The sequence below is a fragment of the Streptomyces polygonati genome (genome assembly GCF_042650325.1).
GTDB classification, from domain to species: domain Bacteria; phylum Actinomycetota; class Actinomycetes; order Streptomycetales; family Streptomycetaceae; genus Actinacidiphila; species Actinacidiphila polygonati.
The window spans coordinates 291,977-316,433 of the sequence record NZ_JBHSBB010000007.1; the positions used below are offsets into that span (position 1 = coordinate 291,977).

Genomic DNA, 24,457 nt, shown 5'->3' on the forward strand with positions numbered 1-24,457 from the left:
GTACCCACGTCTCGCGGCGCCGTCCGGTCAGGACGTGACGCTGCCCATCGTGCGGGCGAAGGAGTCCGGGTCGGCGTCGAAGCCGCGCACGAACTCACGGAAGTCCCACTTGCCCGAGCCGTTGCGGGTGAACTCGGCGATGGTGGCCGCGGTGGAGGCGGCGACCTCGTGGAAGTCGCCCTCGGACAGCTCCGCGTACCCCTCCACGATCCGGAACTCGGGGTTCGCCACCTCGCCGAACACCTGCCGTCCGGCGTGCTGCTGGATGGCCACACCCACCACGACCCTGCCGTACGCGTCGCTCAGCCGCTCCAGCTCCAGGGTCATCAATTCGTCTATGCCCAGGCCCTTGCCGGTCCGGCTGTCCCGGTTGAGGGTGATCGTGCCGTCCGGCGACCGGCTGTCGAAGTACACCAGGTACGCGGGCGCGCCGTGGATGTCGCCCGCCCGGTAGGTGGCGGCGATGATGTCGAGATCGGTGTCCGGCGCCCCCAGCGGACTCGGGTCCCACTTGAGCTGGACCTCGACCTTCCCGGTCCCCTTGTTGAAGCTGTTCACCGAACTTCTCCCCCTGCACATGATGTCCCTGATCGCCCAGGTCCCCAGGTCGATTAACCACGTTGTCGCGCTCGATGTCCACACGGCCGGTGCCGGCGCCCCGCGACGGGGGACGCGATTCGGCCAAGCCGAGGGTAGAGGTTCGCCCGGGGGTCGGGCCACCGGTCGCCTCCCGCCGGCGCGCCCTGACGGAGACTTCGCGACCGCGTGCAACCCCCGGACCCCGTACGGGAGTACCTACGAACGGATGTCCGCTCGGCGGCCTTCCCCACCCCGGGGACGGCCGCCGGAGGTCGGTACGCGGGGCCCGGCGTACCGACCGTTCAGACCCGCACGTCGTGAAGGCGTGACGTCAAGACGTCATGAAGGAGAAGAGTCCGTGGCTCTCAGCCGCATCAAGAAACTGGCCGCGACCGGAACGGTGGTAGCCGCGACAGCGGGAATCGTGTTCGGCGCCTCGGCGGCCGCCTCGACCCCGGGCGACGCGCGCCGACCGGCCGCTCCCGCCTCGGCGCCGGCCGCCCCCGCGACCCGTCCGCCCGCCCACCGCACCGCCGGGGCCGCGCCCGCCGCGCCGCACAAGGTCTCCCGGCTGATCGCCCACGGCCGCGTCGACGGCCAGCCGTGGTCGGTGACGCTGGAGTTCTATCCGACCTGGCCGGAGGGCTTCAGTGTCGGCCCGCTGCCCCCGGGTCTTCCGCAGCAGCCGGTGGGCGGCTCGCTGCTGTGCCAGCGGATGTTCATCGGCGGGGTGCGGATCGACCACCAGGGCGGACCCTGGTCCGACTGCCAGCCCGTCGACGGGACCCAGGACCCGTCCGCGAGCGGCTCGATGGGCCTGTGGGGCAGCCAGGACAAGGGAACCAGCGGAACCCGGCTGTTCGTCTCCGACTCCGGGGCCGAGGTCGCCTACGGCGTGATGACGTTCGCGGACGGGAGGAAGACGACCGCCCCGGTCCGGACGGTCCCCGGCACCGGCTACCACGCCTGGGCGGTGGCCATCCGCGACGGCCGCACGATCGCCGTCGTCGACGAGTACGACGCCCATCACCACCTCGTCAGCCACTCCACCGAGTGGCGCTGACACCGGACAGAAGGACGGGACAAGACCTCCGTGCAGCACCCTGACGACCGCGGAGCGCGTGACGGACCGGATGCCGAGTTCACCCGGTTCGTCACCGCCCGATGGCGCGCGCTGACCCATACCGCGTATCTGCTCACCGGCGACTTCCACGAGGCGGAGGACCTGGTGCAGATCACGTTGGCGAAGGTCTACCCGCACTGGTCCCGGGTGCGGCCGGAGACCGCCGAGCACTACATACGGCGGGCACTGGTCAACAACAACCGCAGCCGGCACCGCAAGCGCAGGGTCCTGCACCTCTTGCTGCCCTTCCTGCCGGAGACCCCCGCCCCCGGACCGGACGGGGGTCTCCGGACCGGGGACGAGCAGGACGACCGGGACGCGCTGACACGCGCCCTGGCGGACCTGCCGGAGCGGCAGCGCGCCGTCGTGGTGCTGCGCTACTGGGAGGACCTGCCGGCCGAGGAGGTCGCCCGGACACTGGGCTGCTCCGTCGGCACGGTCAAGAGCCAGGCTTCCCGCGCGCTGGCCAAACTGCGTCACCATCCCGGCCTGGCCGGCCACCCGGCGGCCCGTAGCCTTGGAGACCCGCGATGACTCCCGAGCAGGACCTGGGCGAGGAACTGCGGGACGCCCTCGCCCGCTCCCTGGAGGGATACGTCCCCTCTGCCGCCCCCGTCGACCGCATTCTCGCGGCCGGCCGGACCCGGCGGGCGCGCCGCCGCGCCGCCGTCCTGGCGACGGCCGCCGTGCTGGCCGTGGGCCTCATCCTGCCGCTGTCCCGGCTGGCCGGGGGTGACACGCCGACCGGGCCGCGGATCCCGGCGCCGCCCAGCCGTTCGGCGCCCGCGACGACCGCGCCGGCGGTGCGGCCGCAGACGGAGGAGGTGGGCCGCGGCACCCTGGACGGCCAGCCGTGGTCGGTGACGCTGGAGTTCTATCCGACCTGGCCGGAGGGCTTCAGTGTCGGCCCGCTGCCCCCGGGTCTTCGGCAGCAGCCGGTGGGCGGCTCGCTGCTGTGCCAGCGGATGTTCATCGGCGGGGTGCGGATCGACCACCAGGGCGGACCCTGGTCCGACTGCCAGCCCGTCGACGGCGCCGAAGACCTCTCGGCGAGCGGCTCGATGGGCCTGTGGGGCACGCACGAGAAGGGAACAGCGGGCTCCCGGTTGTTCGTCTCCGACGCGGAGCCCGGCGTGGCCTACGGCGTGGTGACCTTCGCCGACGGGACGAAGACGACCGCCCCGGTCCGGACGGTCCCCGGCACCGGCTACCACGCCTGGGCGGTGGCCATCCGCGACGGCCGCACGATCGCCGTCGTCGACGAGTACGACGCCCGCCATCGCCGGGTCAGTCACTCCACCGAGTGGCGCTGACGTCCCGCCGCGCGCCGGTCAGTGCTCGCTGAGCATGCCCGTGCGCAGCTGGGCCAGGGTGCGGGTGAGGATGCGGGACACATGCATCTGGGAGAAACCGAGTTCCTCGCCGATCTGCGACTGCGTCATCTCCTGGCCGAAACGCAGCTCCAGGATGACGCGCTCGCGCTGCTCCAACCGGCCCAGCAGGGGCGCCAGCGACTGGAAGTCCTCGACGAGTTCCATGGCGGGGTCCGGGCAGCCGATGGTGTCGGCGTAGGACCGTCCGCTGTCGGAGCCGGCGCCCTCGCCCTCACCGGCCGGAAGGTCGAGGGAGCCCGCGGTGTAGCCGTTGGCGGCCACCAGCCCCTCGATGATCTCCTCGTCGCTCAGCTCCAGGTACGCCGCCAGTTCCTGCACCGTCGGCTGCCCGTCCAGAACGCCGGACAGGTGGTCGCGGGCCTTGGCGAGTTCGACCCGGAGTTCCTGGAGCCGCCGGGGGACGTGCACGGACCAGGTGGTGTCGCGGAAGAAGCGCTTCATCTCGCCGACGATGTACGGGATCGCGAAGGTGGTGAACTCCACCTCGCGGCTCAGGTCGAAGCGGTCGATGGCCTTGATCAAGCCGATCGTGCCGACCTGGTGGATGTCCTCCATCTCCTCGGGGCCGCGGCCCCGGAAGCGGCGGGCGCTGAAGCGGACCAGCGACATGTTCATCTCGATGAGGGTGTTGCGGGCGTAGCTGTACTCGCCGGAGCCCTCTTCGAGGGACCGCAGCCGGTCGAAGAACAGCCGGGACAGGGTCCGGGCGTCCTTCGGGGTGATCTTGCCGGCGTCGTCGATCCGGGGCAGTGGGCAGGCCGGTCCCGCGGGGAGGGGGAGGGAGCCGGCCGGGGCCGGCTCGACGGACGTTCCTGCGGACTGCGTGGATACCGTCACGTCATCACCTTAAATAGCGGGTCTGTCGGGGGGCTTGTACCCCCGATCCCGAACTCCACCCCGGAATCACGCCGTAGGAATGAAGGGGCGCGACCCGGGCACGCGATCGCCGGTACCGCTGCTGGTTCGTATCGGGGCTGAACCACCGCCCGCCCGGCAGGCCCCGGGCGGGCCGTGCGGCGCGGACATCCGGATGCGTACGCCGTCGCCCCGGGCGATGGTGGGAGCGGAGAAACGAGCCGGCCGCGGAGCGGCCTCACCGCACGCGAGGAGACATCGTGACGCAGCAACCGCGGGACCAGCCCAGATACGCCAACCCCATCCAGGCCCCCGGCACCGACGAGGAGCAGTGGCGGGCCTGGGACGGCTGGAACAAGCTGCCGGAGGTGGAACTGCCCACCTCCGGGCGGGTCGTGGTCGTGGCCGCGCACCCGGACGACGAAGTGCTCGGCGCCGGCGGCATGATGGCGATGCTCGCGGCCTCCGGCGTCGCGATCACCGTGGTGTCCGTCACCGACGGCGAGCGGTCCCACGCCGGCGGCACGGCCGTCACGCCCGAGCGGCTCGCCGAGCTGCGGGCCGACGAACTGCGGGCCTCGCTCGTGGAGTTGGGCGCGGGCACGGCCGACATCGTCCGGCTGAAGGTCCCCGACAGCGAGGTCGCCTTCCACGAGGACGAGGTCGCCGCCGCCCTCGAAGCGCGGATGGCCGGCGCGCGCTTGTGCCTCTCGCCGTGGATCGGGGACGTCCACGGCGATCACGAGGCGGCCGGCCGGGCGGCATTGGCCGCCACCCGTACGGCGTCGGTGCGGTGTCTGATGTACCCGGTGTGGATGTGGCACTGGGCCCGCCCGGACGACTCCCGGGTGCCCTGGTCGTCTGCGCTGCGGGTCCGCCTCCCCGGGACGGCGCGGGCCCGCAAGCGGGCCGCCGTGGAACGGCTCACCACCCAGATCACGCCGCTCGGACCGGACCCGCGGGACGCGGCGCCGATGCCGCCGGAAGAGATCGCCCACCACCTGCGCGATGTCGAGGTGGTCTTCGAGTGACCGCGGCGGGCTCCGCCGGTCCGCCATGGACACGGTGAGGCGGGGACGTCGGCTCCGCCGGTTCTAGCCCGGACGGCGGGTCAGCGTGCGTTGTGTCGCGGTGACCACCCGTTGGGCGGTACGGCCGCGCAGTGCCGCGCGGGCGGCGTTGGCGCCCGGGGCGCCGTGGACGCCGCCGCCCGGGTGGGCGGCGGAGGAGGCCAGATAGAGGCCCCGGACGGGTGTCTCCGGCCGGCCCGCGCCGGGGACGGGGCGGAAGACGAGCTGCTGGTGCAGGGCGGTGGTGCCGCCGTTGATCGCGCCGCCTTCGAGGTTGGCGTCCAGGGACTGCAGCGTCGTCGGCGCCAGGATGCGGCGAGCCCGGATGAGGTCGCGGAAGCCGGGGGCGTAGCGCTCCACCCGGGCCTCCACCCGGTCGGCCATGGCTTCGCGGTCGCGCCGGTCCCAGCTACCGGTCAGTCCGTCACCGCCCGCGTCGCCCTTGATGTCCTGCGGGACATGCGTGTACGCCCAGGCGGACTCGGTGCCCTCCGGTGACCGGGTGGCGTCGGCGGTGGTCATCTGGCCGAAGAGCGCGAAGGGCCGGTCGGGGACGTGCCGGGTGGCGATCTGGGCCGCGAACCGGGTCAGGTCGTCCACGCTGTCGGCCAGATGCACCGTGCCGGCGGTGGCGGCCTGTTCCGCCGTCCACGGCACCGGACCGTCCAGCGCCCAGTCGACCTTGAAGGTGGAGAAGTCCCACTGGAAGCCCGCGCGCAGGTCGGCCAGCAGCCGGCCGGGCAGGTGCGCGGCGTCCACCAGCCGGGTGAACAGGGCGGGCGCCGAGACATCGGCGAGCACCGCGCGGCGGGCCCGTACCGCGTCACCGGTCGCAGTGCGCACGCCGAGCGCCCGCCCGCCGCGTACCACCACCTCCGTGACGCGCTCGCCGCACCGCACGCTGCCGCCCCTGCGCTCCAGCCGCCGTACCAGCGCCGTGGTGAGCGCCGAGGCGCCGCCCACCGGGACCGGAAAGCCGTAGGACTGGGCGAGCATCGACATCAGCCAGCCGAAGCCGCCGCTGATCGCGGACTCCGGGGACAGGTCGGCGTGCAGCGCGTTGCCGGCCAGCAGCAGCCGGCCCCCCTCGCCGCCGAAGCGCTCCTCGCCCAGCCGCCGTACCGGCAGCAGCATGGTGCGGGCCAGCCGCAGCCCGCCGGCCGCGCGCACCCGGGCGGCCAGCCGCAGCCCCGAGCGGACCGGCGGGAAAGGGGCGAAGACGCACCCCAGCAGATCCTCGCCGACCTCGTCCCACAGCCCGCACAGCTCCCGCCAGGCGGCGCCGTCCCCCGGCGAGAAGGCGTCCAGGCCCGCGGCGGTCTCCGCCACATCGCCGGCCAGCACCGCGCACCGGCCGTCGGGCAGCGGATTGGCCAGCGCGCGCGGCGCCCGGCTCCAGCGCAGCCCCTCCTCCTCCAGCCGCAGGGCGTTCAGCGCCGGGGATGCCGCCGCCAGCGGATAGAAGGAGCTGAACAGGTCGCTGACGAAGTCCGGGTCGACCCCGCGGTCACTGCGCACCCCGCCGCCCGGCTCGGGCTGCTCCTCCAGGACCTCGACGCTCCAACCGGCGTCGGCCAGCACATTCGCGGCGACCAGACCGTTCGGCCCGGCGCCGATGACCACCGCGTCCGGCATGAGCTGCTCCTGTTCGCCGCGCTGCTTCACCGTAGGGCGACCGGGACCGTCCGCCGCGCGGACGGTGGCGGTCCGTCAAGGGGCCGACGGCTCCGGCTCCCGGTCGCCCGACTCCTCCACGACCTCCGCCAGCCGGTTGAGCATGCTGCGGTGCCGCACCTGCAAGAACCCGTCGACCGCCACGTTGTGCAGGGTCCCGGCCGACCCCCGCAGGGGGTGCTCGTCGATGACGACGATGCTCTCCGCCCGGCCCCAGGGACGCACTTCGATGGCGATCCTGGCGGTGCCCAGCGGACCGCTGTCGGCCTCGAGTTCCAGGATGTACGGCGGCTCCACCCGGCGGACCACGGTGCGGCCGGTGCCGGTCCAGGGGCCGAGGGAGATCTTGTAGACGAGCTTCGAGTCCAGCTCGGGCCAGGTGCCCTCACCGGGTCCGGAATCGGAGACGCCGACCACCCAGCGGCTGAACAGCGACGGGTCGGCCAGCACGTCCCACACCCGCAGCGGGGAACGCTCGATCACCTGATGCCGCACCGCCATCGGTCCTCCAGCTGAATACGTGCGCCGCCGCGTCTTCCGCCGCCGCGAGCTCCCGCCCTCAGCGTAGGAACACTCATCCGTCGTCGCCCGCCGGGCCCGGCACCCGGACGGCCCGGACCGCGCCTTCCCGGGCGGCGGGCCGCCGTCCACCGGGGGCGGTCGCCCGGGTGCTGGGCCGCAGCGCCACGAAGCGGCGCTCACCCGCGGTCCAGCCGCCCACGGCCGTCCAGCCCGCGGCCTCGGCGTGGCGGTTCAGGGCCAGCGGCCCGACCCGGGACCAGAGGAAGGTGTCGCCGTGCGGGCCGGCGCCGTTGTCCAGCCGGACCTGGGAGAGTTCGTCCAGATCGTCGTCCGTGCCGGGCGGGGCCGTCTCCACGATCACCGCGCCCGCCGGATGGACGACCTGGGCCATCCGGGTGAGCAGCGCGACGGGATCGCCGCCGATGCCGATGTTGCCGTCCATGAGCAGCGCCGTACGCCACCGGCCCTCGCGCGGGAGCGACTCGAACACCGAGCGCACCAGCGCGGTGCCGCCGGCCCGGCGGGTGCGGCGCACCGCCTCGCCGCTGACGTCGATGCCCAGCGCCGGCCGGCCCTGCTCGGCCAGCGCGGTGACCAGCCGCCCCGGGCCGCAGCCGACGTCCAGTACGGCGCCGCCGCACCGGGCGAGCACGGTGAGGTCGGCGGCGTCCGGCCGCGCGCACCAGCGTTCGACGTCCAGCGGGAGGAGCCGGCCGTCGGCGCGATGCAGGAAGAGAGGGCCGCGCCCGGTGCGCAGCGCCCGGGTGTACGGGTCCGCGCTCCACCACGCGTGGCGCCTGCCGGCGGGCACGGCCGTCAGGGGCGGGCTCATCGGGCGGCCACCGGGGCGAGCCGGAGCAGCGCGGCGGCGAACCGGCCGTGCGGGGCCTCGGCGGCCACCAGTTCGGCGTCCCGCGCGGTGTCCACGTCGCGTAGCGGCGGCAGCTCACGGACGGTCAGGCCCGCGGCGGTCAGGCGCTCGCGCTGCAGCTCCCCGGTCCTCGGCGTGGACATGGGCACGCCCCTCAGCAGCGCGGGGTCGGGCTCGGCCAGGCCCAGCGCCCAGAACCCGCCGTCGAGGGCCGGCCCGAACCACGCGGAGCGCCGGGTCCAGCCGCGCGGGTCCAGCGCGGGTCGCAGCAACTCCGGTGTGATCTGCGGGGTGTCCATCCCGATCAGCAGGGCGGGCCCCCGGCACTGGCCGAAGGCGGCGGCCAGCCGCTCGTCCAGCCCGCCTCCCGCCTGCGGCACCACCTCCACTCCCCGGGGCACCCACGGCCCGGGCGCCCCCTCCAGCACCAGCACCCGCCGCCGGGCCGGCGCGGCCAGCACGGCGGCCAGCGTGTCGGCGAGCGCGGCCCGCGCCAGCTCGGCCGCCTCCCGCGGCGAATACGGCGGAGTGAGTCGCGTCTTCACCCGCCCGGGCACCGGCTCCTTGGCGATCACCATCAGCGTCGTCACCGCACCCCCACCGCCTCACCGACGCCGGCCGCCGGGGGTTCGGGGTGGGGTGCCGCGGTACGGACCGGGCCCGGCTGCCGGGCGGCGGGCTCTGCCGCGGGGCCGGTGCGGATCGTGGGCGCGGTTTGCCGGTCGGCGGCGTCCGCGGGGTGGGCGCCACGCCCGGCGGCACCCGCCCGGTCCCCGGCGCGAGCGGCCGCCCCCGCCCGATCCGGCGGCGCCGCCACCGGCTCCACCGCCGGCTCCACCGGCGGCGCCGCCAGCACCCCGCGCATGTCGCGGACCGCCTGCCAGGTGCCGCGCCAGGTGCCGGTGACCTTGGACTTGCCGGCGCGCGGACGGTAGGGGACGTCGCTCTCGGTGATCCGCCAGCCCGCGTCGGCGGCCCGTACGACCATCTCCAGGGGGTAGCCGCTGCGGCGGTCCGTCAGGTCCAGGGCGAGCAGTGCCTCGCGCCGGGCCGCGCGCAGGGGGCCGAGGTCGCGCAGGCGCAGGCCCGTTCGCCGGCGCAGCATCCTGGCCAGCGCCAGATTCCCGGCCCGGGCATGGGCCGGCCAAGCGCCGGTACCCTCGGGCCGGCGGCGGCCGAGGACGAGATCGGCCGCACCGGCCGCGACCCGGTGGACGAAGGCGGGCAGCAGCGCCGGGTCGAGGGAGGCGTCGCAGTCGCAGAAGCAGACGAACTCGGCCTCGGCGGCGAGCAGCCCGGCGTGACAGGCGGCGCCGAAGCCGCGAAGCGGCTCGCGTACCACCGTCGCGCCCAGCTCCGCGGCGATCGTCGCCGAGCCGTCCGTCGAGCCGTTGTCGACGACGATCGCCCGCCATCCGGGCGGAATCCGGTCCAGTACCCAGGGCAGCGCCAGGGCCTCGTCGAGGCAGGGCAGTACGACATCGGCCGTGGTGGGGGTCATGTCCGTCACTTCCCGGCAGCCAGGGCGGCCGGTGTCGCGCGCTGGTCCGGAACCGGCACCGGCCGCTGCGCCGCCCGGGCGAACTCGGCCACGCCGGCCGCGAATTCCACCTCGGGCCGCCAGCCCAGCTCGGTCCGCAGCCGTTCGGACGAGGCCGTGATGTGCCGGACGTCGCCGAGCCGGTACTCCCCGGTGACGACCGGCGCCGGACCGCCGTACGCCGCTGCCAGCGCGGTCGCCATCTCGCCGATGGTGTGCGGGGTGCCGCTGCCGGTGTTGAAGGCGCGGAAGCCGCCCGGCGCCCGCTCCGCCAGCGCGGTCAGGGCCAGCACATTGGCCGCCGCCACGTCCCGGACGTGAACGAAGTCCCGCCGCTGGCCGCCGTCCTCGAACACCCGGGGCGCCTGACCGCGGGCCAGCGAGGAGCGGAAGAAGGAGGCCACCCCGGCGTAGGGTGTGTCGCGCGGCATCCCGGGCCCGTACACATTGTGGTAGCGCAAGCCCACCACCCGGCCGTCCACCGCCCGGGCCCAGGCCGCCGCCAGGTGCTCCTGGGCGAGCTTGGTCGCGGCGTAGACATTGCGCGGATCGGCCGGGGCGTCCTCCCCGACGAGCCCGGGCGCCAACCGCTCGCCGCAGGACGGGCAGAGCGGCTCGAACCGCCCCGCGGCCAGGTCGGCGGCGGCGCGCGGACCCGGCGCCACCCGGCCGTGCCGCCCGCAGTCGTACCGGCCCTCGCCGTAGACCACCATCGACCCGGCCAGCACCAGGTGCCGTACGCCCGCCTCGGCCATGGCCGCCAGCAGCGTGGCCGTCCCCAGATCGTTGCAGGCCACATACCCGGGGGCGTCGGCGAAGTCCTTGCCGAGGCCGACCATGGCCGCCTGGTGGCAGACCGCGTCCACTCCGCGCAGCGCCCCGGCCACCGCGTCGGCGTCCCGGACGTCCGCGTGGATCCAGGGCGCGGCGGGCGGTGTCGGCGCCGCGCCGTGCGCGGAGGGCAGCAGGGCGTCGAGGACGACCGGCTCGTGGCCGCGGGCGGAGAGGGCGGCGACGATGTGCGAGCCGATGAAGCCCGCGCCGCCGGTGACGAGTACGCGCATGGCGCCGACCCTAGGGGCCGATGACCCTGCGTAGGCGTTTCCGCACCGTGGCGTCGCGGGTTCGTCGGTAATTCACCTGCCCGACCGTTGTGATGATCGGCTGTTCAGTCGCGTCAGTCGCGCGCCGCCCTGGCCCGCCACTGCCGGACGGCGAACAGGAGTCCGGACCCGACGAACAGCGCCGCGGTGATCAGCAGCCAGCGGGGCAGGAAGGCGCCCGGTGTCAGACCCGTGATCAACTCGAACTGGGCGCCGGGGCGTTGCGAGATCAGCGGCCAGTACACCAGCAGCAACAGCAGCGACAGGAAGGCCGGCACCCTGATGTGGTTGACCGCCGCGCTCCGGGCCGCCCGGGGTCCGCGGTCGCCCCGCAGGCTCCGGTGCAGCAGCCAGTCCGCGCCGCCGTACAGCGGCACCAGCACCAGGTCGTGCAGCAGCACGGCCACGACGAACCACTCCACGATCCCCGACCAGTCACCCTCCAGCAGCTTCGCGGTGGCGTAGCCGCACAGCACGAAGGAGGCGAGCAGAAGCAGCAGATGCCATGGCGAGCCCCCGTACAGCGCCCGGAAGCGCCGGGCGGCGGGGCCCCTCACGACCGCGGTCCGAAGGTGGTAGCGCCGAAGCTGAGCTGGCGGACCCACTTGGTGTTCATCACACCCGGCGCGCCGGGCACGATGACCCGGGCCGGAAAGCCGTGGTCGCGGGAGAGCACCGCGCCGTTGACGCGCAGCGCCAGCAGCGATCGCGGATCGCGCACCTGGTTGTCACGCAGCGCCACCGCCCGGAAGGGGCCGGACAGTTGCACGGACTCCACGAACACGCCGGGCGGATCGCCGTGGAAGCCCACCAGCCGGGCCAGGTCGCGCAGCCGCACCCCCTCCCAGTGCTGGTCCTCGGTCGACCAGCCCTCCACACAGGCGATCGGCAGCGCGGAGCGGTGCTGGGGCAGCCGGCGCACGTCCGCCAGCGACAGGGTGACCCGGCGGCTGTTCCCATTGACGACCAGCCGCCAGTTCTCGCCCAGATCCTGCGGCCTGACGTGGAGCAGGGCCGCGGTCTTGTTGATCGGGAAGCCGTTCGGACCCGAGCCCGGGTTCCTGCCGTGCGGCGCCAGCAGCGCGGTCCTCCGCAGCGAACCGCCGATGCTCTGACCCGCCGTCACCACCAGCAGGGCCAGCGAGCCGAGCCCCACCATGCCGAGCGCGCCGCGCCGGGACATCGTCGGTTCGGCCGGACGGGACGACACCAGTCCGGTGTCGTCCGGCGCCTCGGGCCGGGTGCCGGCGGTGTTCGTGCGGAGTTCGGCCCGGAACTCGCGGCTGCGCAGCGCCCGTACGACACGCGGCAGCCGCTGGGCCACATGGGCGACGACCGCGAAGAAGAACACCCAGGCGCCGTAGAAGTGCAGCGGATAGAAGGACCCGGGGAACACATAGTCCAGCTGCACATTGAGCAGCCCGGTGACGAACTCGAACAGCGCGCCGCCGACCAGCAGCAGCAACGACAGCCGCTCCAGCGCCTGGGCGACCGAGCGCACCGGCGGCAGCGTGTACAGCCGGGGGACCACCGACCACAGCTTGGCCAGCAGCACCGGCACCAGCACGATGCCCAGGGTGACGTGCACACCCTGGGTGAGCCGGTAGAGCCAGTACGGATCGGTCGGCCACGAGAAGAGGTAGAAGCCGAACAGCCCCTTGCCCGGGGTCTTGTCGTTGATCGGCGCGAGATCGGGGTTGTAGGCGGCGTACGACAGCAGGCCGGTGACGAAGACCAGCGGAATGCCGACGAGCAGCACCAGCCCGAACACCGACGTCAGCCACGGCCCCCGCAGGGGGCTGCGCCACGGACCGGGAGGAAGGTGACGGACCGTCACATGCGGAACGTTCATGGCCGGGACACTAGAGCGGACCGGGTGGGTTTCCGTGGTACCGACTCGGGACGGAAGCGCGGGGCCGCGGGTCGGGACCGGCCCCGCGGGCATCGCGTGCCTAGTGTGGCGGGGTGACCCTCACGCCTTCGCCCCCGGACAGCACCGCCGCCGGTCCGGACGGTGGGGCGGCGGTCCGGCCGGGGATGCCGGCCGGCGGGCGGCGGCGGGATCTGGTGGCGGCGGGGGCCGGACTGCTGCTGTTCGCGGTCGTCGCCGCGGTCGGCGCGTGTCTCAAGCTCGACGTGGACACCCTGCGGGTGCCCTGGCCGCCGCTGGAGGCCTACTGGCGACCGCACCTGGGTCCCGGCACCCCCGCGGCCCTCGCGGTGGCCGCGCTCGTCATCGGCTACGGCCCGGGACTGGCGGCGCGGCTGCCGTGGGGGACGCTGCTGCTGTCGGGCTGGGCGGCGGCCATGGCGTGGACCTGGGCGCTGGCCCTGGTGGACGGCTGGCGGCAGGGAGTCACGGACCGCCTGACCACACCGGGGGAGTATCTGACCGGAGTGCCCCGCTTCGACCCGGTCGGCGCCACTGTGCGCGACTTCACCGGCCACATCCTGCTCTACGCGCCCGAGCACTGGGGCACCCATATCGCGGGTCACCCGGTCGGCGCGGTACTGACCTTCGTCGGCCTGGACCGCCTCGGGCTCGGCGGCCCCGTCTGGGCCGGCGCCTTCTGCGTCACCGCCGGCAGCTCCGTCGCGGTCGCCGCGGCCGTCGCGCTGCGCACGCTGACGGGCGAGCGGCGGGCGCGGGCCGCCGCGCCGTTCCTCGTGCTCACCCCCGGCGCGGTCTGGGTCGGTGTGTCCGCCGACGGCTGGTTCGCCGCCGTCGCGGCCTGGGCGCTGGCGCTGCTCGCCGTCGCGGCCACCCGGGAGGCCCGGTGGCGGGCGGCCGCCGCCGGCCTCGGCAGCGGCCTGCTCTTCGGCGCCGCGCTCTATCTGTCCTACGGGCTCACCCTGCTGGCGATCCCGGCCCTGGCCGTCCTGCTGTCCGCCGGGACCCCGCGTCCGCTGCCCTTCGTCCTGCTCGGCTGCGCCGTGGTCGTGGCGGCCTTCGGTGCGGCCGGCTTCGACTGGTGGCAGGCGTACGGCCTGCTCAGGACCCGCTACTTCCAGGGCTACGGCGGCGTCCGCCCGTACGCCTACTGGCTGTGGGGCGACCTCGGCACGGTGGTGGTCGCCGCCGGGCCCGCGTCGGTGGCGGGGCTGCGCCGCGTCCTGGCCGCCGTGCCGGAGAAGGCACGGTGGCGGTGGCGCGGCGGGGACCTCGACCGGGACCGGCGGGCGGTCGGGGCGGTGCTGGTGCCCTGCGGCTTCCTGCTGGCGATGCTCGCCGCCGACCTCTCGGGCATGAGCAAGGCGGAGACCGAACGTATCTGGCTGCCTTTCACCTTGTGGCTGCCCGCGACCGCCGCGCTGCTGCCGTCCCGGGACCGCCGGGGATGGCTGGCCGCGCAGGCCGGCCTCGCCCTCCTGGTCAACCACCTCTTCCTGACCGGCTGGTGAGCGGGGCGCGCTCCGATCGGCGCCCCGCCGCGGCTGCCAGGGGTGTACCGGCGCCGGCCGGGCAAGCGACCTCTTACGACGACCAACCGGCGGCGGACTCGCCCGGAGCCCGGAGGAGGGCGCCCGGAGCCGGCGGGAAACGGAGGGGTACGCGATGACCACGGGTTACGGCAACACGACGCGGTCCACGACCGGTTCGAACGGCCTGGCGGTGGCCGGGCTGGTGTGCGGTGTGGTGGGCGTCTTCGTACTGAACTTCATCCTCGGCCCGCTGGCGCTGATCTTCGGCGGCATCGGCCTGCGCAACGCCGGCCGCGGCGCGTCCGGCCGGGGGATGGCCCTGGCCGCGGTGATCCTCGGCGCGGTCGACATCGCGCTGTTCATTGTCGTGCTGGCGGTCGCGAGCAGTCACGGCGGCCTGCAGTGGCACATCGGCAGCTGACCCGCAGCCGGCGGCGGCGATCCCGCCGTCTTCGGAGCCCCGGCCCGATCACCGGCCGGGGCTCCTGTCGCGTCCGGCCGTGTCCGGGATCCCTTCGCGGCGGCGCTGCGATAAAAAGAGGGTCGGGAAAGACCCTTGTCAGGAGACGTCCATGACCGATCGACCGCCGCTGCCGCCCTTCGACCACGACTCCGCGCTGCGGAAGGTCCAGGCGGCGGAGGACGCCTGGAACACCCGCGACCCGGAGAAGGTCGCCGGCGCCTACACGGCCGACTCCGTCTGGCGCAACCGGGACTCCTTCATCACCGGACGCGCCGAGATCGTCGAGTTCCTGACCTCGAAGTGGAAGCGCGAACTCGACTACGCGCTCCGCAAGAACCTCTGGTCGTTCACCGGGAACCGCATCGCGGTCCGCTTCCAGTACGAGTCCCACGACGCCGCGGGGCAGTGGTGGCGCTCCTACGGCAACGAACTGTGGGAGTTCGACGAGCACGGGCTGATGGCGCGCCGCGAGGGCAGCATCAACGACGTGCGGATCACGGCGGCCGAGCGGCGTATCTTCGGGCCGCGGCCGGACAGCGAGCGCGGCACCGAGTTCCCGACCCGGTGACGGCGGGGAGCCCGGGACACGGGACCGTGCGGGGAGCCGGCCCGTGGGCCGGCCGCCCGCACGACGAGGTCACCCGGCGCCGCTCACTCGGCGATGCCGCGGGTGAGCAGCACCACGGTGATGAAGGTGCGGTAGAGCCGGATCGGATCGTCGTCGGTGATCCGGACCGCCACCGGATCGGCCGGATCGGACACGACCCCGCTGATCCAGGTGGCCATCTCGGCCAGGTCCGGGTTGCGCATCCGCACGGTCAGGGTGGCCGGCAGCTCGATACTCGGCGGTGCCGCTGACGGCAGGGCCTCGACCGCCAGGCGGGCGGCGTCGTGGATCAGATCGCGGGCCTCGGCCGGGTGCAGGCTGTCGGCCGCGAACCGGGAGACCGAGGTCTTGACGACCGCGCCGATCGCCCGCGGGCTGAAGGGCTCCAGTTCGGTGGCCGTGGTCTCGTCACCGGTGATCAGCAGCACCGGGACGCCGTGGCCGAGGGCCACCAGCGCGTTGATGCCGCTCTCGCCGGCGACGACGCCGTTGAGCCGCACCTCGCTGATCGCCGCCGGGTTGTAGGTGTGCGACAGCGTGGCCGGCGTACCCGACATCGAGCCGTGGTAGGACACGAAGAAGACGCCGTCGAAGGACGCGTCGAGCCCCTGCATCATGTACAGCGGCTTGTGGCGGCCCGACAGATACCGCGCCCGGCCGGCCAGCGCGTCGGGGCGGAGATTGGCCATCGTGGAGTGCGAGTCGTTGACCAGGAACCGTGTCGCGCCGCCCTCCATCGCGCCCTCGATGGCCGCGTTGACCTCCTCCTGGAGCAGCAGCCGGTAGTACTCGTACTCCGACTGGCCCGGGCGGCACTGCGACCAGTCCACCACCCCGGCGGTGCCCTCCATGTCGGAGGAGACGAAGATCTTCACAGCACGCTCCGGGGCCGGAACTCGGGCTCGGTGGACGCGTCGGTCATCAGCGCGTACACACTGCCCTGCTGACCGGCCGCGCCGCCGTGCCGTCCGTCCGGGGTGAGGGCCAGCGCCCGTAGCTCGGCTCGGAAGTCGTCCGGCAGGGTGGCCGCGTCGGCCAGCGCCGCCCGGCACGCGTCGGACGGGTCCTGGCCGGCCGCCAGCAGATCGACGATCGTACGGGCGGTGCCGCCGCGCATGCTCAGCTCGCCGCGGCCGGTGCAGGCCGCGCCGCCGGCCCGCAGATCGCACCAGTTGCCGGCGCCCGGCAGCGCGGAGTCGCCCACCCGGCCCGGATACTTGTACGGGTAGCCGGAGGTGGACACCCCGACGCACATCTCGCCGGAGGCGTCCAGCGCGATGATGTTGATCGTGCCCCAGGGGCCGTCGTGGGGCGCCAGCCGCCGGATCAGCGCCAGGGCGCTCTCCCGGTAGCGGGCGTCGCCGTCGGTGGCGCTGGTGTTCTCGCCCTCCACCGACTCCCGGGACTGGGTGACCTGCTTGCGCCACAGCTCCCGCGACTCGTCGGTCAGCAGGTCGGCCGTGCTGAAGCCGTTCTCCGCGGCGAACAGCGCGGCGCCCTCGCCGACCAGCAGGCTGTGCTGCGGCAGCTTCTCCAGCACCGCCCTGGCCACCGATATCGGGTTCGGGTAGCCGCGCAGCGCGCCCACCGCCCCGAAGCGCCGGCTCGAGCCGAGCATCAAGGACGCGTCCAGCTCGACCACGCCCTGCGCGTTGGGCAGCCCGGCGGTCCCCACGTAATGGTCGGCCGGATTGTCCTCGCAGCGCCGCATCGCGGCCTCCACCGCGTCCAGCGCCGAGCCGCCGCGCCGCAGCACGTCCATTCCGGTCGGCAGCCCGACCTCGCTGCGCTCACTGCCGATGATCACCGCTTCCGGCATGTTCCTCCTGTCCGGTGCCCATCCGTCCGGCCCGGCCCGGATCCGCCGGCCGGATCGGCCGGCTGATCCGTGGACCGCTCACGTGTCTGTGGCCGAAGTCTCGCACCCGCCTCCGACAGCCGGGCACCCCACCCCCTGCGACCTGCCGGAACACGCGCCCCGGGGCGGGCCCGCCCGGCCGCGGGGCGGGTGCGGCGGGCCCGCCGCCGGTCAGGAGGCGAAGGCGTCGATGCCGGTCCGCGCCGCCGACAGCGCCCACAGCCGGGCGGCCTGCTCGGGATCGGCGGCCCAGGAACGCACCCCCGGGGCGGCCGGATCGTCGTCCGGCGCGAGCGGTGCTATGTCGCAGTCCTCGCAGTAGACCCCGCCCAGGCCGTCCAGGCGCGGGGAGGTGGCGGCCCACACCTGGGTGGCGGCGCCCTGCTCCGGGGTCTTGAAACTGTCGTTGACCGGTTTGCCGTCCTCGTCCACCCAGCCGAAGTCGACCATCTCCTGCCGGGTCAGGTGCCGCTGCAGCGGGGTGAGGATGCCGCCGGGGTGGACCGAGAAGGCCCGGACGCCCGCGTCCGCGCCGAGGGTGTCCAGGTGCCGGGCGAACAGCGCGTTGGCGGTCTTGGCCTGCCCGTACGCCTGCCACTTGTCGTAGCCCCCGGTGAAGTCCACGTCGTCCCAGCGGACCGGCGAGCGGCGGTGCCCGGCGGAGGACACCGAGACCACCCGGCCGCGGCCCCGGGCGACGGCCGGCCACAACCGGTTCACCAGGGCGTAGTGGCCCAAGTGGTTGATGCCGAACTGCGCCTCCCAGCCGGGTCCTACGGTGGCGTACGGGCTCGCCATCACGGCGGCGCTGTTGATCATGAGGTGGATGTCGCGGCCGGAGGCGAGGAAGCGGTCGGCGAAGGCGGCGATCGAGGACTGCTCGGCCAGATCCAGTGCGTCCACCTCCACGCCGTCGATCCCCGCCAGCGCCTCGCGGGCGGCGTCCGGGCGCCGGGCCGGCACCACCACCCGGGCGCCCGCGGCGGCCAGCGCCCGGGTCGCCTCCAGGCCGATGCCGGAGTAACCGCCGGTCATCAGGGCCAGCTTCCCGGACAGATCGACGCCCGCCAGGACTTCGGCGGCGGTGCTGCGGGCTCCGAACCCTGAGTCGATGCCGTGCTGAGGTGTCGTCGCTTTCTTCATGCCGCCACGCTACGAACTGGAGTGCACTCCAAGGCAAGTGCGCCGTCGGCCGATCCCGGCGGGACCGCCCACGGCGTGAATCCCGTACAGCGTCTTGACTGCTCGCCACGGCCACTTGACACTGCCTTACGGATCGAGGCTTCCCCAGATCGCAGAGTGAGAGCGTTTTCAACAGGCTGAATCGAAGGGCTGGAGCGGGAATTCAGCCCTGAATGCATAGCGCAGAGCGCGAACCACCCCCACAATTTCCGCGCTGACCTGGCGTTCGGTTCACGAAGCCAGGCGAAAGGACCCCACACTTATGCGCCGCACCGTCTCCGAGGGCCGCAGCCGGCCCCGACAACTGCTCCACCAGCGGGGCGTGGCCCTGCTCGGGGCACTGCTGCTCGCACTGGTCGGGCTGCTGGGTCTGACCCAGACCATCGGCACCGCCGCCGCGGACGCCTCCGACTACACGCAGAGCGTCAGCCAGCTCAGCACCACCCAGGCGAAGATCACCTTCACCCCCACCACGCCGGCCGCCTATGTCGACGCGCACTACCTGGTCAACGGCGCCAACCAGCAGAACGTCCGGATGACCGCCGCCGGCAACGTCTGGACCTGGACGGTCAGTTCGCTGACCACCGGCTCGGTGCTGGAGTACTGGTTCACCTACGAGAAGAGCGGCCCGCAGTACGACACGCCGCACTTCACCTACACCCAGGGCGGCGGCGGTGGCACCACCACCCCGCCGCCGGGCGCGGTCGCCACCCCGGTCTTCAGCCCGGCCGGCGGCACCTTCACCACGGCGCAGACGGTCACCATCACCGACGCCACCTCCGGCGCGGCCATCCACTACACCCTCGACGGCTCGACGCCGACGGCGAGTTCACCCACGTACACGACCGCGCTGAGCATCACCGCGACCACCACGGTCCAGGCGATAGCCACCAAGTCCGGCTCGACCAACTCCGCGGTGGCCAGTGCCGCCTTCACCATCGGCAGCACCACCCCGACCGGTTGCCCGGCGCAGTCCGACACACCCGACTTCGGCCCGAACGTGCACATCTTCGACCCGTCGATGGGCAACGCCGCCATCCAGGCGCAGCTCGACGCGCAGTTCAACCAGATGAAGGACACCAACACCGCACAGTTCAGCGAGAACCGGGTGGCCGACCTCTACAAGCCGGGCACCTACGCGGTCGAGGACAACGTCGGCTTCTACACCTCGGTGGCCGGTCTGGGCCAGAACCCGGACCAGGTGACCATCAACGGTGACGTCACCGTCGACGCCTTCAACGCCTCCGACGCCGGCAACGCCACCCAGAACTTCTGGCGTTCCGCGGAGAACCTCGCGATCAACCCCAGCGGCGGCTCCGACCGCTGGGCGGTGGCGCAGGCCGCTCCGTTCCGCCGGATCGACGTGCACGGCGGCCTCAACCTGTACCCGGCCAGCTATGGTTACGCCAGCGGCGGCTACATCGCCGACACCAAGGTCAGCGGCCAGGCCGCCACGGCCTCGCAGCAGCAGTGGTACAGCCGCGACAGCAGCTTCGGCAGCTGGAACGGCGGCGTGTGGAACATGGTCTTCTCCGGTGTGAGCGGCGCGCCCGCGAACACCTTCCCCAACCCGCCCGAGACCACCCTCGCCACCACCCCGGTCTCCCGCGACGTGCCCTACCTCTACATCGACAGCACCGGCAAGTACCGGGTGTTCCTGCCCTCCTTGCGTACCAACGCCTCCGGCCCGAGCTGGGCGTCCGGCAGCACCCCCGGCACCTCGCAGCCGATGAGCCAGTTCTACGTGGTCAAGGCCGGTGACACCGCGGCGACCATCAACAACGCCCTGTCCCAGGGCTGCAACCTGTTCGTCACCCCGGGTGTCTACCACCTGAGCCAGACGCTCAACGTCACCAAGGCCAACACCACCATCCTCGGCATCGGCTACCCGACGTTCGTCCCCGACAACGGGGTCAACGCCATGCAGGTCGCCGACGTGGACGGAGTACGCCTCAAGGGCCTGCTGTTCGACGCCGGCACCACCAACTCGGCGGCGCTGCTGACCGTCGGCCCGTCCGGGTCGTCCGCGAACCACGCGGCCAACCCGACCACCATCCAGGACGTCTTCTTCCGGATCGGCGGCGAGCACGTCGGCAAGGCCACCAACAGCCTGGTCGTCAACAGCAACAACGCGATCATCGACCACATCTGGGCCTGGCGCGCCGACCACGGCAACGCCGGCTCGGTCGGCTGGACCGTCAACACCGCGGACACCGGACTGACCGTCAACGGCGCCAATGTGCTGGCCACCGGGCTGTTCGTCGAGCACTACCAGAAGTACGAGGTGGTGTGGAACGGCCAGGGCGGCAAGACGATCTTCTTCCAGAACGAGAACCCGTACGACCCGCCCAACCAGGCGGCCTGGAAGAGCTCGGCCTCGGTCAACGGCTACGCCGCCTACAAGGTGGGAGCAAGCGTCACCACCCATGAGGCCTGGGGGCTGGGCAGTTACTGCTACTTCAACGTCAACCCGGCGGTGAACAACTACCACGCGTTCGAGGTGCCCAACACCGCGGGCGTGAAGTTCCACGACGCCCTGACCGTGTCCCTGGGCGGCGTGGGCACCATCACCCACGTCATCAACGACACCGGTGCGGTCACCGCGGCCAACACCACCCCGAGCAACGTCGTCAACTTCCCGTAACGGAGCGGCCGGTCCGCCGGACGGGCCGGCCCGGTCACGTGGTGCCCCCGATCAGCCGATCGGCGGCACCACGTGACGGCGACCGGGGACAACCGAGCGGGGCCGGCGGAGACTGTGCACAGTCTCCGCCGGCCCCGCTCGTCCGCTGTCCGGCGCCCTACTTGAGTCCGGCCGCGGCGCAGGCCTTGGCGAACTGCGAGGTGCAGATCTGGGCCACGGTGTAGTAGTGGTACTTGTTGACGATGTCGCCGACGTTCGCCTGCGTCAGCGAGGCGGCGACCAGCAGCTTGGACGGGATGCTCTGCCCGGAGCCGCTGGTCACGGTGGTGTCCGTGAGGGACTTGACGTCCTTGCCGTTCAGCAGGCCGACCGCGATCTGGGCGGTGGTGTCGGCCTCGGGCCCGTAGTCCTTGAAGACCGTCGACGTCTGGGTGCCCAGCAGGATCCGCTGGATGGCGTCCAGCTGCGCGTCCTGACCGGTCAGCGGCACCTTGATACCGGCGCCCGACAGGGCGGTTGCCGCACCGCCGGCCATCGTGTCGTTGGCGGAGTAGACGCCGACGATGTTCTTCGCGCCGAGCTGGGTGATCGCCGCGGTCACCTTCTGGTTGGCCACCGGGCCCTTCCACAGACCGCTCTGCTCGTAGGCGATGTCCACCTTGCCGTCGAGGACCGCGTGGGCGCCCTTCTTGAAGTCGGCGGCGTTCGGGTCGGCGTCGTCGCCGTTGATCATGACGATCTTGGCCGACGGGGTGGCCTTCGCGCCCAGCGCGTCCAGCAGCGCCTTGCCCTGCAGTTCGCCGACCTTCTCGTTGTCGTACGAGACATACGCCGACACCGGGCCCTGCGCGAGGCGGTCGTAGGAGACCACCTTGACGCCCTGGGACACCGCGGCCTTGATGGACGACTGAATGCCGGCCGCGTCCTGCGGGTCGACGATCAGAACCTTGGCACCCTGGGTGATCATGGCACTGACCTGCTGCGCCTGGCTGGCCGGGACACCGGCCGCGTTGGCGTAGGAGACGGTGCAGTCGGAGCACAGGCGCTTGATGGCGGCCTCGATCAGCGGCTTGTCGAACTGCTCGTAGCGGGCCGTGACGGTATCGGGCAGCAGCAGGCCGATGACCTTGCTCTTGCTCTTGTTGCTGTCCGAGTTGTCCTTGTCGCCGCCCGTCTTCCCGCACGCGGCAACGGCGAACGCCATCGATACCACGGCCGTGCCCACCACTACTCGACGCGTCATCGTGTTCATAGAACGTCGCCTCCACGGACAGGGCCGCAACACCGCGGCCCAAGTGACGGCGAGTCAACTCGGCCAACCTCCGGCGCGTCAATAAGTGAAGACGAGGCCGCGCCTTGTGTAATCAAATTGCTCCCTAAGGCGACTGAGCGCGCTCTCAGATCCCGGCATGAGGACACCGGTATGCCCCCATCGTCAACATGTGAACTCTTGGTCCCGGCTGAGAGGGTAAAACCCGATCAAACTCCGGCTGCCCGAGCGGGGCCGGAGCGGGGCCGGAACACGGCCCGAGCCGGTCGCGCCGGGTGCTCACGCGACCGCGGCCGGGCATGCCGAGGACCGGCCCGGGTGCCGCCCGCGGCCCGGACCCCGCGGGGTCCGGGCCGCGCCGGGCGGCCCGGCCGGTCGGCGCGCGGCGCGCCGCCTCAGCCCTTGCTGGACCCCAGCGACAGACCCGCGATGAACTGCTTCTGCAGCAGCACGTAGACCACCAGGGTGGGGATCGCCGCGATCATCGCCGCGGCCGCGATCATGTTCTGGTTGCTGACGAACTGCCCCTGGAGGTTGGCCAGCGCCGAGGTGACCGGCCGCTTGTCGCCCGACGACATCAAGGTGATGGCCCAGAAGAAGTCGTTGTAGATCCAGGTGGTCAGCAAGGTCGCCAGCGCCGCCAGCGCCGGACGGCACAGCGGGACGGTCAGCCGCCAGTACCGCGTCCACAGGCTCGCGCCGTCCACCAGCGCGGCCTCGTACATCTCCCCGGGGATCGACTTCATGTAGTTGCTCAGCACGAAGACGCAGAAGCCCAGTTGGAAGGCCACATTGATGACGATCAGCCCGAAGACCGAGTTGTACATCAGTCCGCTGCCGGCCAGGAAGTGCGGCAGCGGGATCTTCAGATAGATCCGGTACAGCGGCGTGATGATGACCTGCTGCGGCAGCAGGTTGCCGGCCGTGAACAGGATCAGCAGCGCGACGTTGAGCTTGATGTCGACCCGGCTGAGGACGAAGGCCACCCCGGACGCCAGCGTCAGCACGATGATCACCGAAGGCACCGTGATCAGCACCGAGTTCCACAGGAAGTGCCCCATGTCCGACTGGGACCAGGCGTCGCTGAAGTTGCTGAACGTCAGATGGTGCGGCAGCGAGACATAGCCGTACTTGCGGGTGTCGGAGTACGGCCGGACCGCCACGTACAGCGCGAACGCGATCGGCAGGATCCACAGCACGCAGGAGACGATCAGGAACAGCTGCGAGGCGGCCTGGCCCCACGGACGGCGCCGCCGGCCCGCGTGGCCGTCGGCCGGGGAGGACACCCGCGGCCCGGCAAGGGTTTCGGCGCTCACTGCGATTCCTCTCGCCGGAAGGTCTGGAACAGGAAGATCGAGATGGGCACCAGGGAGATCACCAGCAGCACCACGCCCAGCGCCGACCCGAAGCCGACCCGCTGGGTCTCGCCGACGATGTTCGACGTCACCAGCACCGACAGCAGTTCCAGACCGTTGATGCCCTTGTTGGTGATGTAGACCAGGTCGAAGGCACGCAGGGACTCGATGACGGTGACGACCATGATGACGATGTTGATCGGCCGCATCACCGGGAAGACCACCCGCCAGAAGGTCTGCCAGGCGTTGGCGCCGTCCATCAGCGCTGCCTCGCGCAGGGTCGGGTCGACCGCCTTGAGGCCGGCCAGGTACAGCACCATGACGTATCCGGCCTGCCGCCAGGTGGCCTCCACCAGCACCGCCCACAAGTTGAGATGCGGATTGCCGAGCCAGTCGATCGAATCGCCGCCGTGGTCGCGGCCGATGACGCTGTTGATCAGGCCGTAGTCCTGGGAGTACATGAACTCCCAGATGATGCCGACCAGGGCCAGCGACAGCATCACCGGCAGGAAGAGGATGCTCTGGTACATCCGGCTGCCCTTGATACCGCGGTCGATGACCACCGCGAACAGCATGCCGAGCGGGGTGGCGATCACCACGAAGACGGCCAGCCAGATCAGATTGTGCCGTACCGCCGGCCAGAACTCCGGGTAGATCGTCACGGCCTGGTGGTAGTTCTGTATGCCGTACACGCAGCCGTTGTTGAGGATCGACGGCAGGTTCGGCTTGCAGGTCGTGGTGTGCAGGCTGCCGACGCCGTTCCACTTGGTGAACGACAGCAGTACCGTCCCGATCGCCGGGAACCAGACGAAGGCCAGGTCCAGCAGCAGCGGGATGCCGAGCAGCAGCGCCACCACGACGCGGTCTCGGGCGCTCATCGTGCGCACGCTCCGGCGGCGGCGTCGGACCGGGGCCCCGTCCTGG

Annotated in this window: 23 protein-coding genes and 1 pseudogene; 8 read left to right on the forward strand and 16 right to left on the reverse strand. The window is 72.6% G+C overall.

The window, feature by feature from the left end; translation table 11 throughout:
- Positions 1-27: 27 nt before the first annotated feature.
- Positions 28-558 (reverse strand): TerD family protein, encoded by a 531-nt coding sequence (locus tag ACFO3J_RS07615; RefSeq protein ID WP_386427406.1) that lies wholly within the window; start codon positions 556-558, stop codon positions 28-30.
- 379 nt (positions 559-937) lie between these two features.
- Between ACFO3J_RS07615 and ACFO3J_RS07620 the strand changes: the two genes are divergently transcribed.
- From ACFO3J_RS07620 to ACFO3J_RS07630, 3 genes are read left to right on the forward strand one after another with little or no spacing between them, the layout of a single operon-like run.
- Entirely contained in the window at positions 938-1,642 is a 705-nt protein-coding gene (locus tag ACFO3J_RS07620; RefSeq protein WP_386427408.1) for a hypothetical protein, read from the forward strand.
- Positions 1,643-1,672: 30 nt separating this feature from the next.
- Complete coding sequence (locus ACFO3J_RS07625) at positions 1,673-2,236, forward strand: SigE family RNA polymerase sigma factor (protein ID WP_386427410.1); 564 nt, start codon at positions 1,673-1,675, stop codon at positions 2,234-2,236.
- Complete coding sequence (locus ACFO3J_RS07630; protein ID WP_386427412.1) at positions 2,233-3,015, forward strand: hypothetical protein; 783 nt, start codon at positions 2,233-2,235, stop codon at positions 3,013-3,015. Before ACFO3J_RS07625 ends, ACFO3J_RS07630 begins: the two co-directional genes overlap by 4 nt.
- A gap of 18 nt (positions 3,016-3,033) precedes the next feature.
- Here the strand turns inward: ACFO3J_RS07630 and ACFO3J_RS07635 are convergent, their stop codons facing one another.
- The gene (locus ACFO3J_RS07635) at positions 3,034-3,933 is read right to left on the reverse strand and encodes an RNA polymerase sigma factor SigF (RefSeq protein ID WP_386427414.1); all 900 of its coding nucleotides are present in this window, start codon (positions 3,931-3,933) and stop codon (positions 3,034-3,036) included.
- Between the two features lie 278 nt (positions 3,934-4,211).
- On the opposite strand from ACFO3J_RS07635, the gene ACFO3J_RS07640 reads away from it, so the two are divergent.
- Positions 4,212-4,982 (forward strand): PIG-L deacetylase family protein, encoded by a 771-nt coding sequence (locus ACFO3J_RS07640; RefSeq protein WP_386427416.1) that lies wholly within the window; start codon positions 4,212-4,214, stop codon positions 4,980-4,982.
- A gap of 63 nt (positions 4,983-5,045) precedes the next feature.
- Here the strand turns inward: ACFO3J_RS07640 and ACFO3J_RS07645 are convergent, their stop codons facing one another.
- From ACFO3J_RS07645 to ACFO3J_RS07680, 8 genes and pseudogenes are all read right to left on the reverse strand, one after another.
- Complete coding sequence (locus tag ACFO3J_RS07645) at positions 5,046-6,656, reverse strand: phytoene desaturase family protein (RefSeq protein WP_386427418.1); 1,611 nt, start codon at positions 6,654-6,656, stop codon at positions 5,046-5,048.
- Positions 6,657-6,731: 75 nt separating this feature from the next.
- Positions 6,732-7,196, reverse strand: a complete 465-nt coding sequence (locus tag ACFO3J_RS07650; RefSeq protein WP_386427420.1) for an SRPBCC family protein — start codon at positions 7,194-7,196, stop codon at positions 6,732-6,734.
- A gap of 73 nt (positions 7,197-7,269) precedes the next feature.
- Positions 7,270-8,049 carry a class I SAM-dependent methyltransferase gene (locus ACFO3J_RS07655; protein ID WP_386427422.1) on the reverse strand — a complete coding sequence of 260 codons (780 nt, stop codon included), beginning with the start codon at positions 8,047-8,049 and terminating at the stop codon, positions 7,270-7,272.
- Positions 8,046-8,666: a TIGR04282 family arsenosugar biosynthesis glycosyltransferase gene (locus ACFO3J_RS07660; protein ID WP_386427801.1), complete on the reverse strand. Its 621-nt coding sequence runs from the start codon at positions 8,664-8,666 to the stop codon at positions 8,046-8,048. Before ACFO3J_RS07660 ends, ACFO3J_RS07655 begins: the two co-directional genes overlap by 4 nt.
- Positions 8,667-8,896: 230 nt before the next feature.
- Positions 8,897-9,589 (reverse strand): annotated as a pseudogene (locus ACFO3J_RS07665) (glycosyltransferase family 2 protein); the annotation flags it as partial.
- 5 nt (positions 9,590-9,594) lie between these two features.
- Positions 9,595-10,692 carry an NAD-dependent epimerase/dehydratase family protein gene (locus tag ACFO3J_RS07670; RefSeq protein WP_386427424.1) on the reverse strand — a complete coding sequence of 366 codons (1,098 nt, stop codon included), beginning with the start codon at positions 10,690-10,692 and terminating at the stop codon, positions 9,595-9,597.
- Positions 10,693-10,805: 113 nt separating this feature from the next.
- A complete protein-coding gene (locus tag ACFO3J_RS07675) occupies positions 10,806-11,288 on the reverse strand; it encodes a hypothetical protein (protein ID WP_386427425.1) in 483 nt (160 codons plus the stop codon).
- On the reverse strand, positions 11,285-12,583 hold the full coding sequence (locus ACFO3J_RS07680; protein WP_386427427.1) for a molybdopterin-dependent oxidoreductase: 1,299 nt from the start codon (positions 12,581-12,583) through the stop codon (positions 11,285-11,287). The genes ACFO3J_RS07675 and ACFO3J_RS07680 overlap by 4 nt, the downstream gene beginning before the upstream one ends.
- Positions 12,584-12,768: 185 nt before the next feature.
- On the opposite strand from ACFO3J_RS07680, the gene ACFO3J_RS07685 reads away from it, so the two are divergent.
- The 3 genes from ACFO3J_RS07685 (at position 12,769) to ACFO3J_RS07695 (ending at position 15,185) form a co-directional block, all read left to right on the forward strand.
- Positions 12,769-14,133: a hypothetical protein gene (locus ACFO3J_RS07685; protein WP_386427803.1), complete on the forward strand. Its 1,365-nt coding sequence runs from the start codon at positions 12,769-12,771 to the stop codon at positions 14,131-14,133.
- A 154-nt stretch (positions 14,134-14,287) separates the two neighbouring features.
- Complete coding sequence (locus tag ACFO3J_RS07690; protein WP_386427429.1) at positions 14,288-14,575, forward strand: DUF4190 domain-containing protein; 288 nt, start codon at positions 14,288-14,290, stop codon at positions 14,573-14,575.
- A gap of 151 nt (positions 14,576-14,726) precedes the next feature.
- The gene (locus ACFO3J_RS07695) at positions 14,727-15,185 is read left to right on the forward strand and encodes a DUF1348 family protein (RefSeq protein ID WP_386427430.1); all 459 of its coding nucleotides are present in this window, start codon (positions 14,727-14,729) and stop codon (positions 15,183-15,185) included.
- Between the two features lie 83 nt (positions 15,186-15,268).
- Here ACFO3J_RS07695 and ACFO3J_RS07700 read toward each other — a convergent pair whose 3' ends face one another.
- The 3 genes from ACFO3J_RS07700 to ACFO3J_RS07710 all read right to left on the reverse strand — a co-directional run bounded on the left by ACFO3J_RS07700 (position 15,269) and on the right by ACFO3J_RS07710 (position 18,225).
- Positions 15,269-16,099, reverse strand: a complete 831-nt coding sequence (locus ACFO3J_RS07700) for a M55 family metallopeptidase (protein WP_386427432.1) — start codon at positions 16,097-16,099, stop codon at positions 15,269-15,271.
- Positions 16,096-17,043, reverse strand: a complete 948-nt coding sequence (locus ACFO3J_RS07705; protein ID WP_386427434.1) for a N(4)-(beta-N-acetylglucosaminyl)-L-asparaginase — start codon at positions 17,041-17,043, stop codon at positions 16,096-16,098. Before ACFO3J_RS07705 ends, ACFO3J_RS07700 begins: the two co-directional genes overlap by 4 nt.
- A gap of 210 nt (positions 17,044-17,253) precedes the next feature.
- Entirely contained in the window at positions 17,254-18,225 is a 972-nt protein-coding gene (locus ACFO3J_RS07710) for an SDR family NAD(P)-dependent oxidoreductase (protein WP_386427436.1), read from the reverse strand.
- Positions 18,226-18,526: 301 nt separating this feature from the next.
- On the opposite strand from ACFO3J_RS07710, the gene ACFO3J_RS07715 reads away from it, so the two are divergent.
- Entirely contained in the window at positions 18,527-20,908 is a 2,382-nt protein-coding gene (locus ACFO3J_RS07715; RefSeq protein ID WP_386427438.1) for a chitobiase/beta-hexosaminidase C-terminal domain-containing protein, read from the forward strand.
- A 157-nt stretch (positions 20,909-21,065) separates the two neighbouring features.
- Here the strand turns inward: ACFO3J_RS07715 and ACFO3J_RS07720 are convergent, their stop codons facing one another.
- From ACFO3J_RS07720 to ACFO3J_RS07730, 3 genes are all read right to left on the reverse strand, one after another.
- A complete protein-coding gene (locus tag ACFO3J_RS07720; protein ID WP_386427440.1) occupies positions 21,066-22,160 on the reverse strand; it encodes a substrate-binding domain-containing protein in 1,095 nt (364 codons plus the stop codon).
- A 413-nt stretch (positions 22,161-22,573) separates the two neighbouring features.
- Positions 22,574-23,494 (reverse strand): carbohydrate ABC transporter permease, encoded by a 921-nt coding sequence (locus ACFO3J_RS07725; RefSeq protein ID WP_386427442.1) that lies wholly within the window; start codon positions 23,492-23,494, stop codon positions 22,574-22,576.
- Positions 23,491-24,411, reverse strand: a complete 921-nt coding sequence (locus ACFO3J_RS07730; RefSeq protein WP_449343639.1) for a carbohydrate ABC transporter permease — start codon at positions 24,409-24,411, stop codon at positions 23,491-23,493. The genes ACFO3J_RS07725 and ACFO3J_RS07730 overlap by 4 nt, the downstream gene beginning before the upstream one ends.
- Positions 24,412-24,457: the final 46 nt, after the last annotated feature.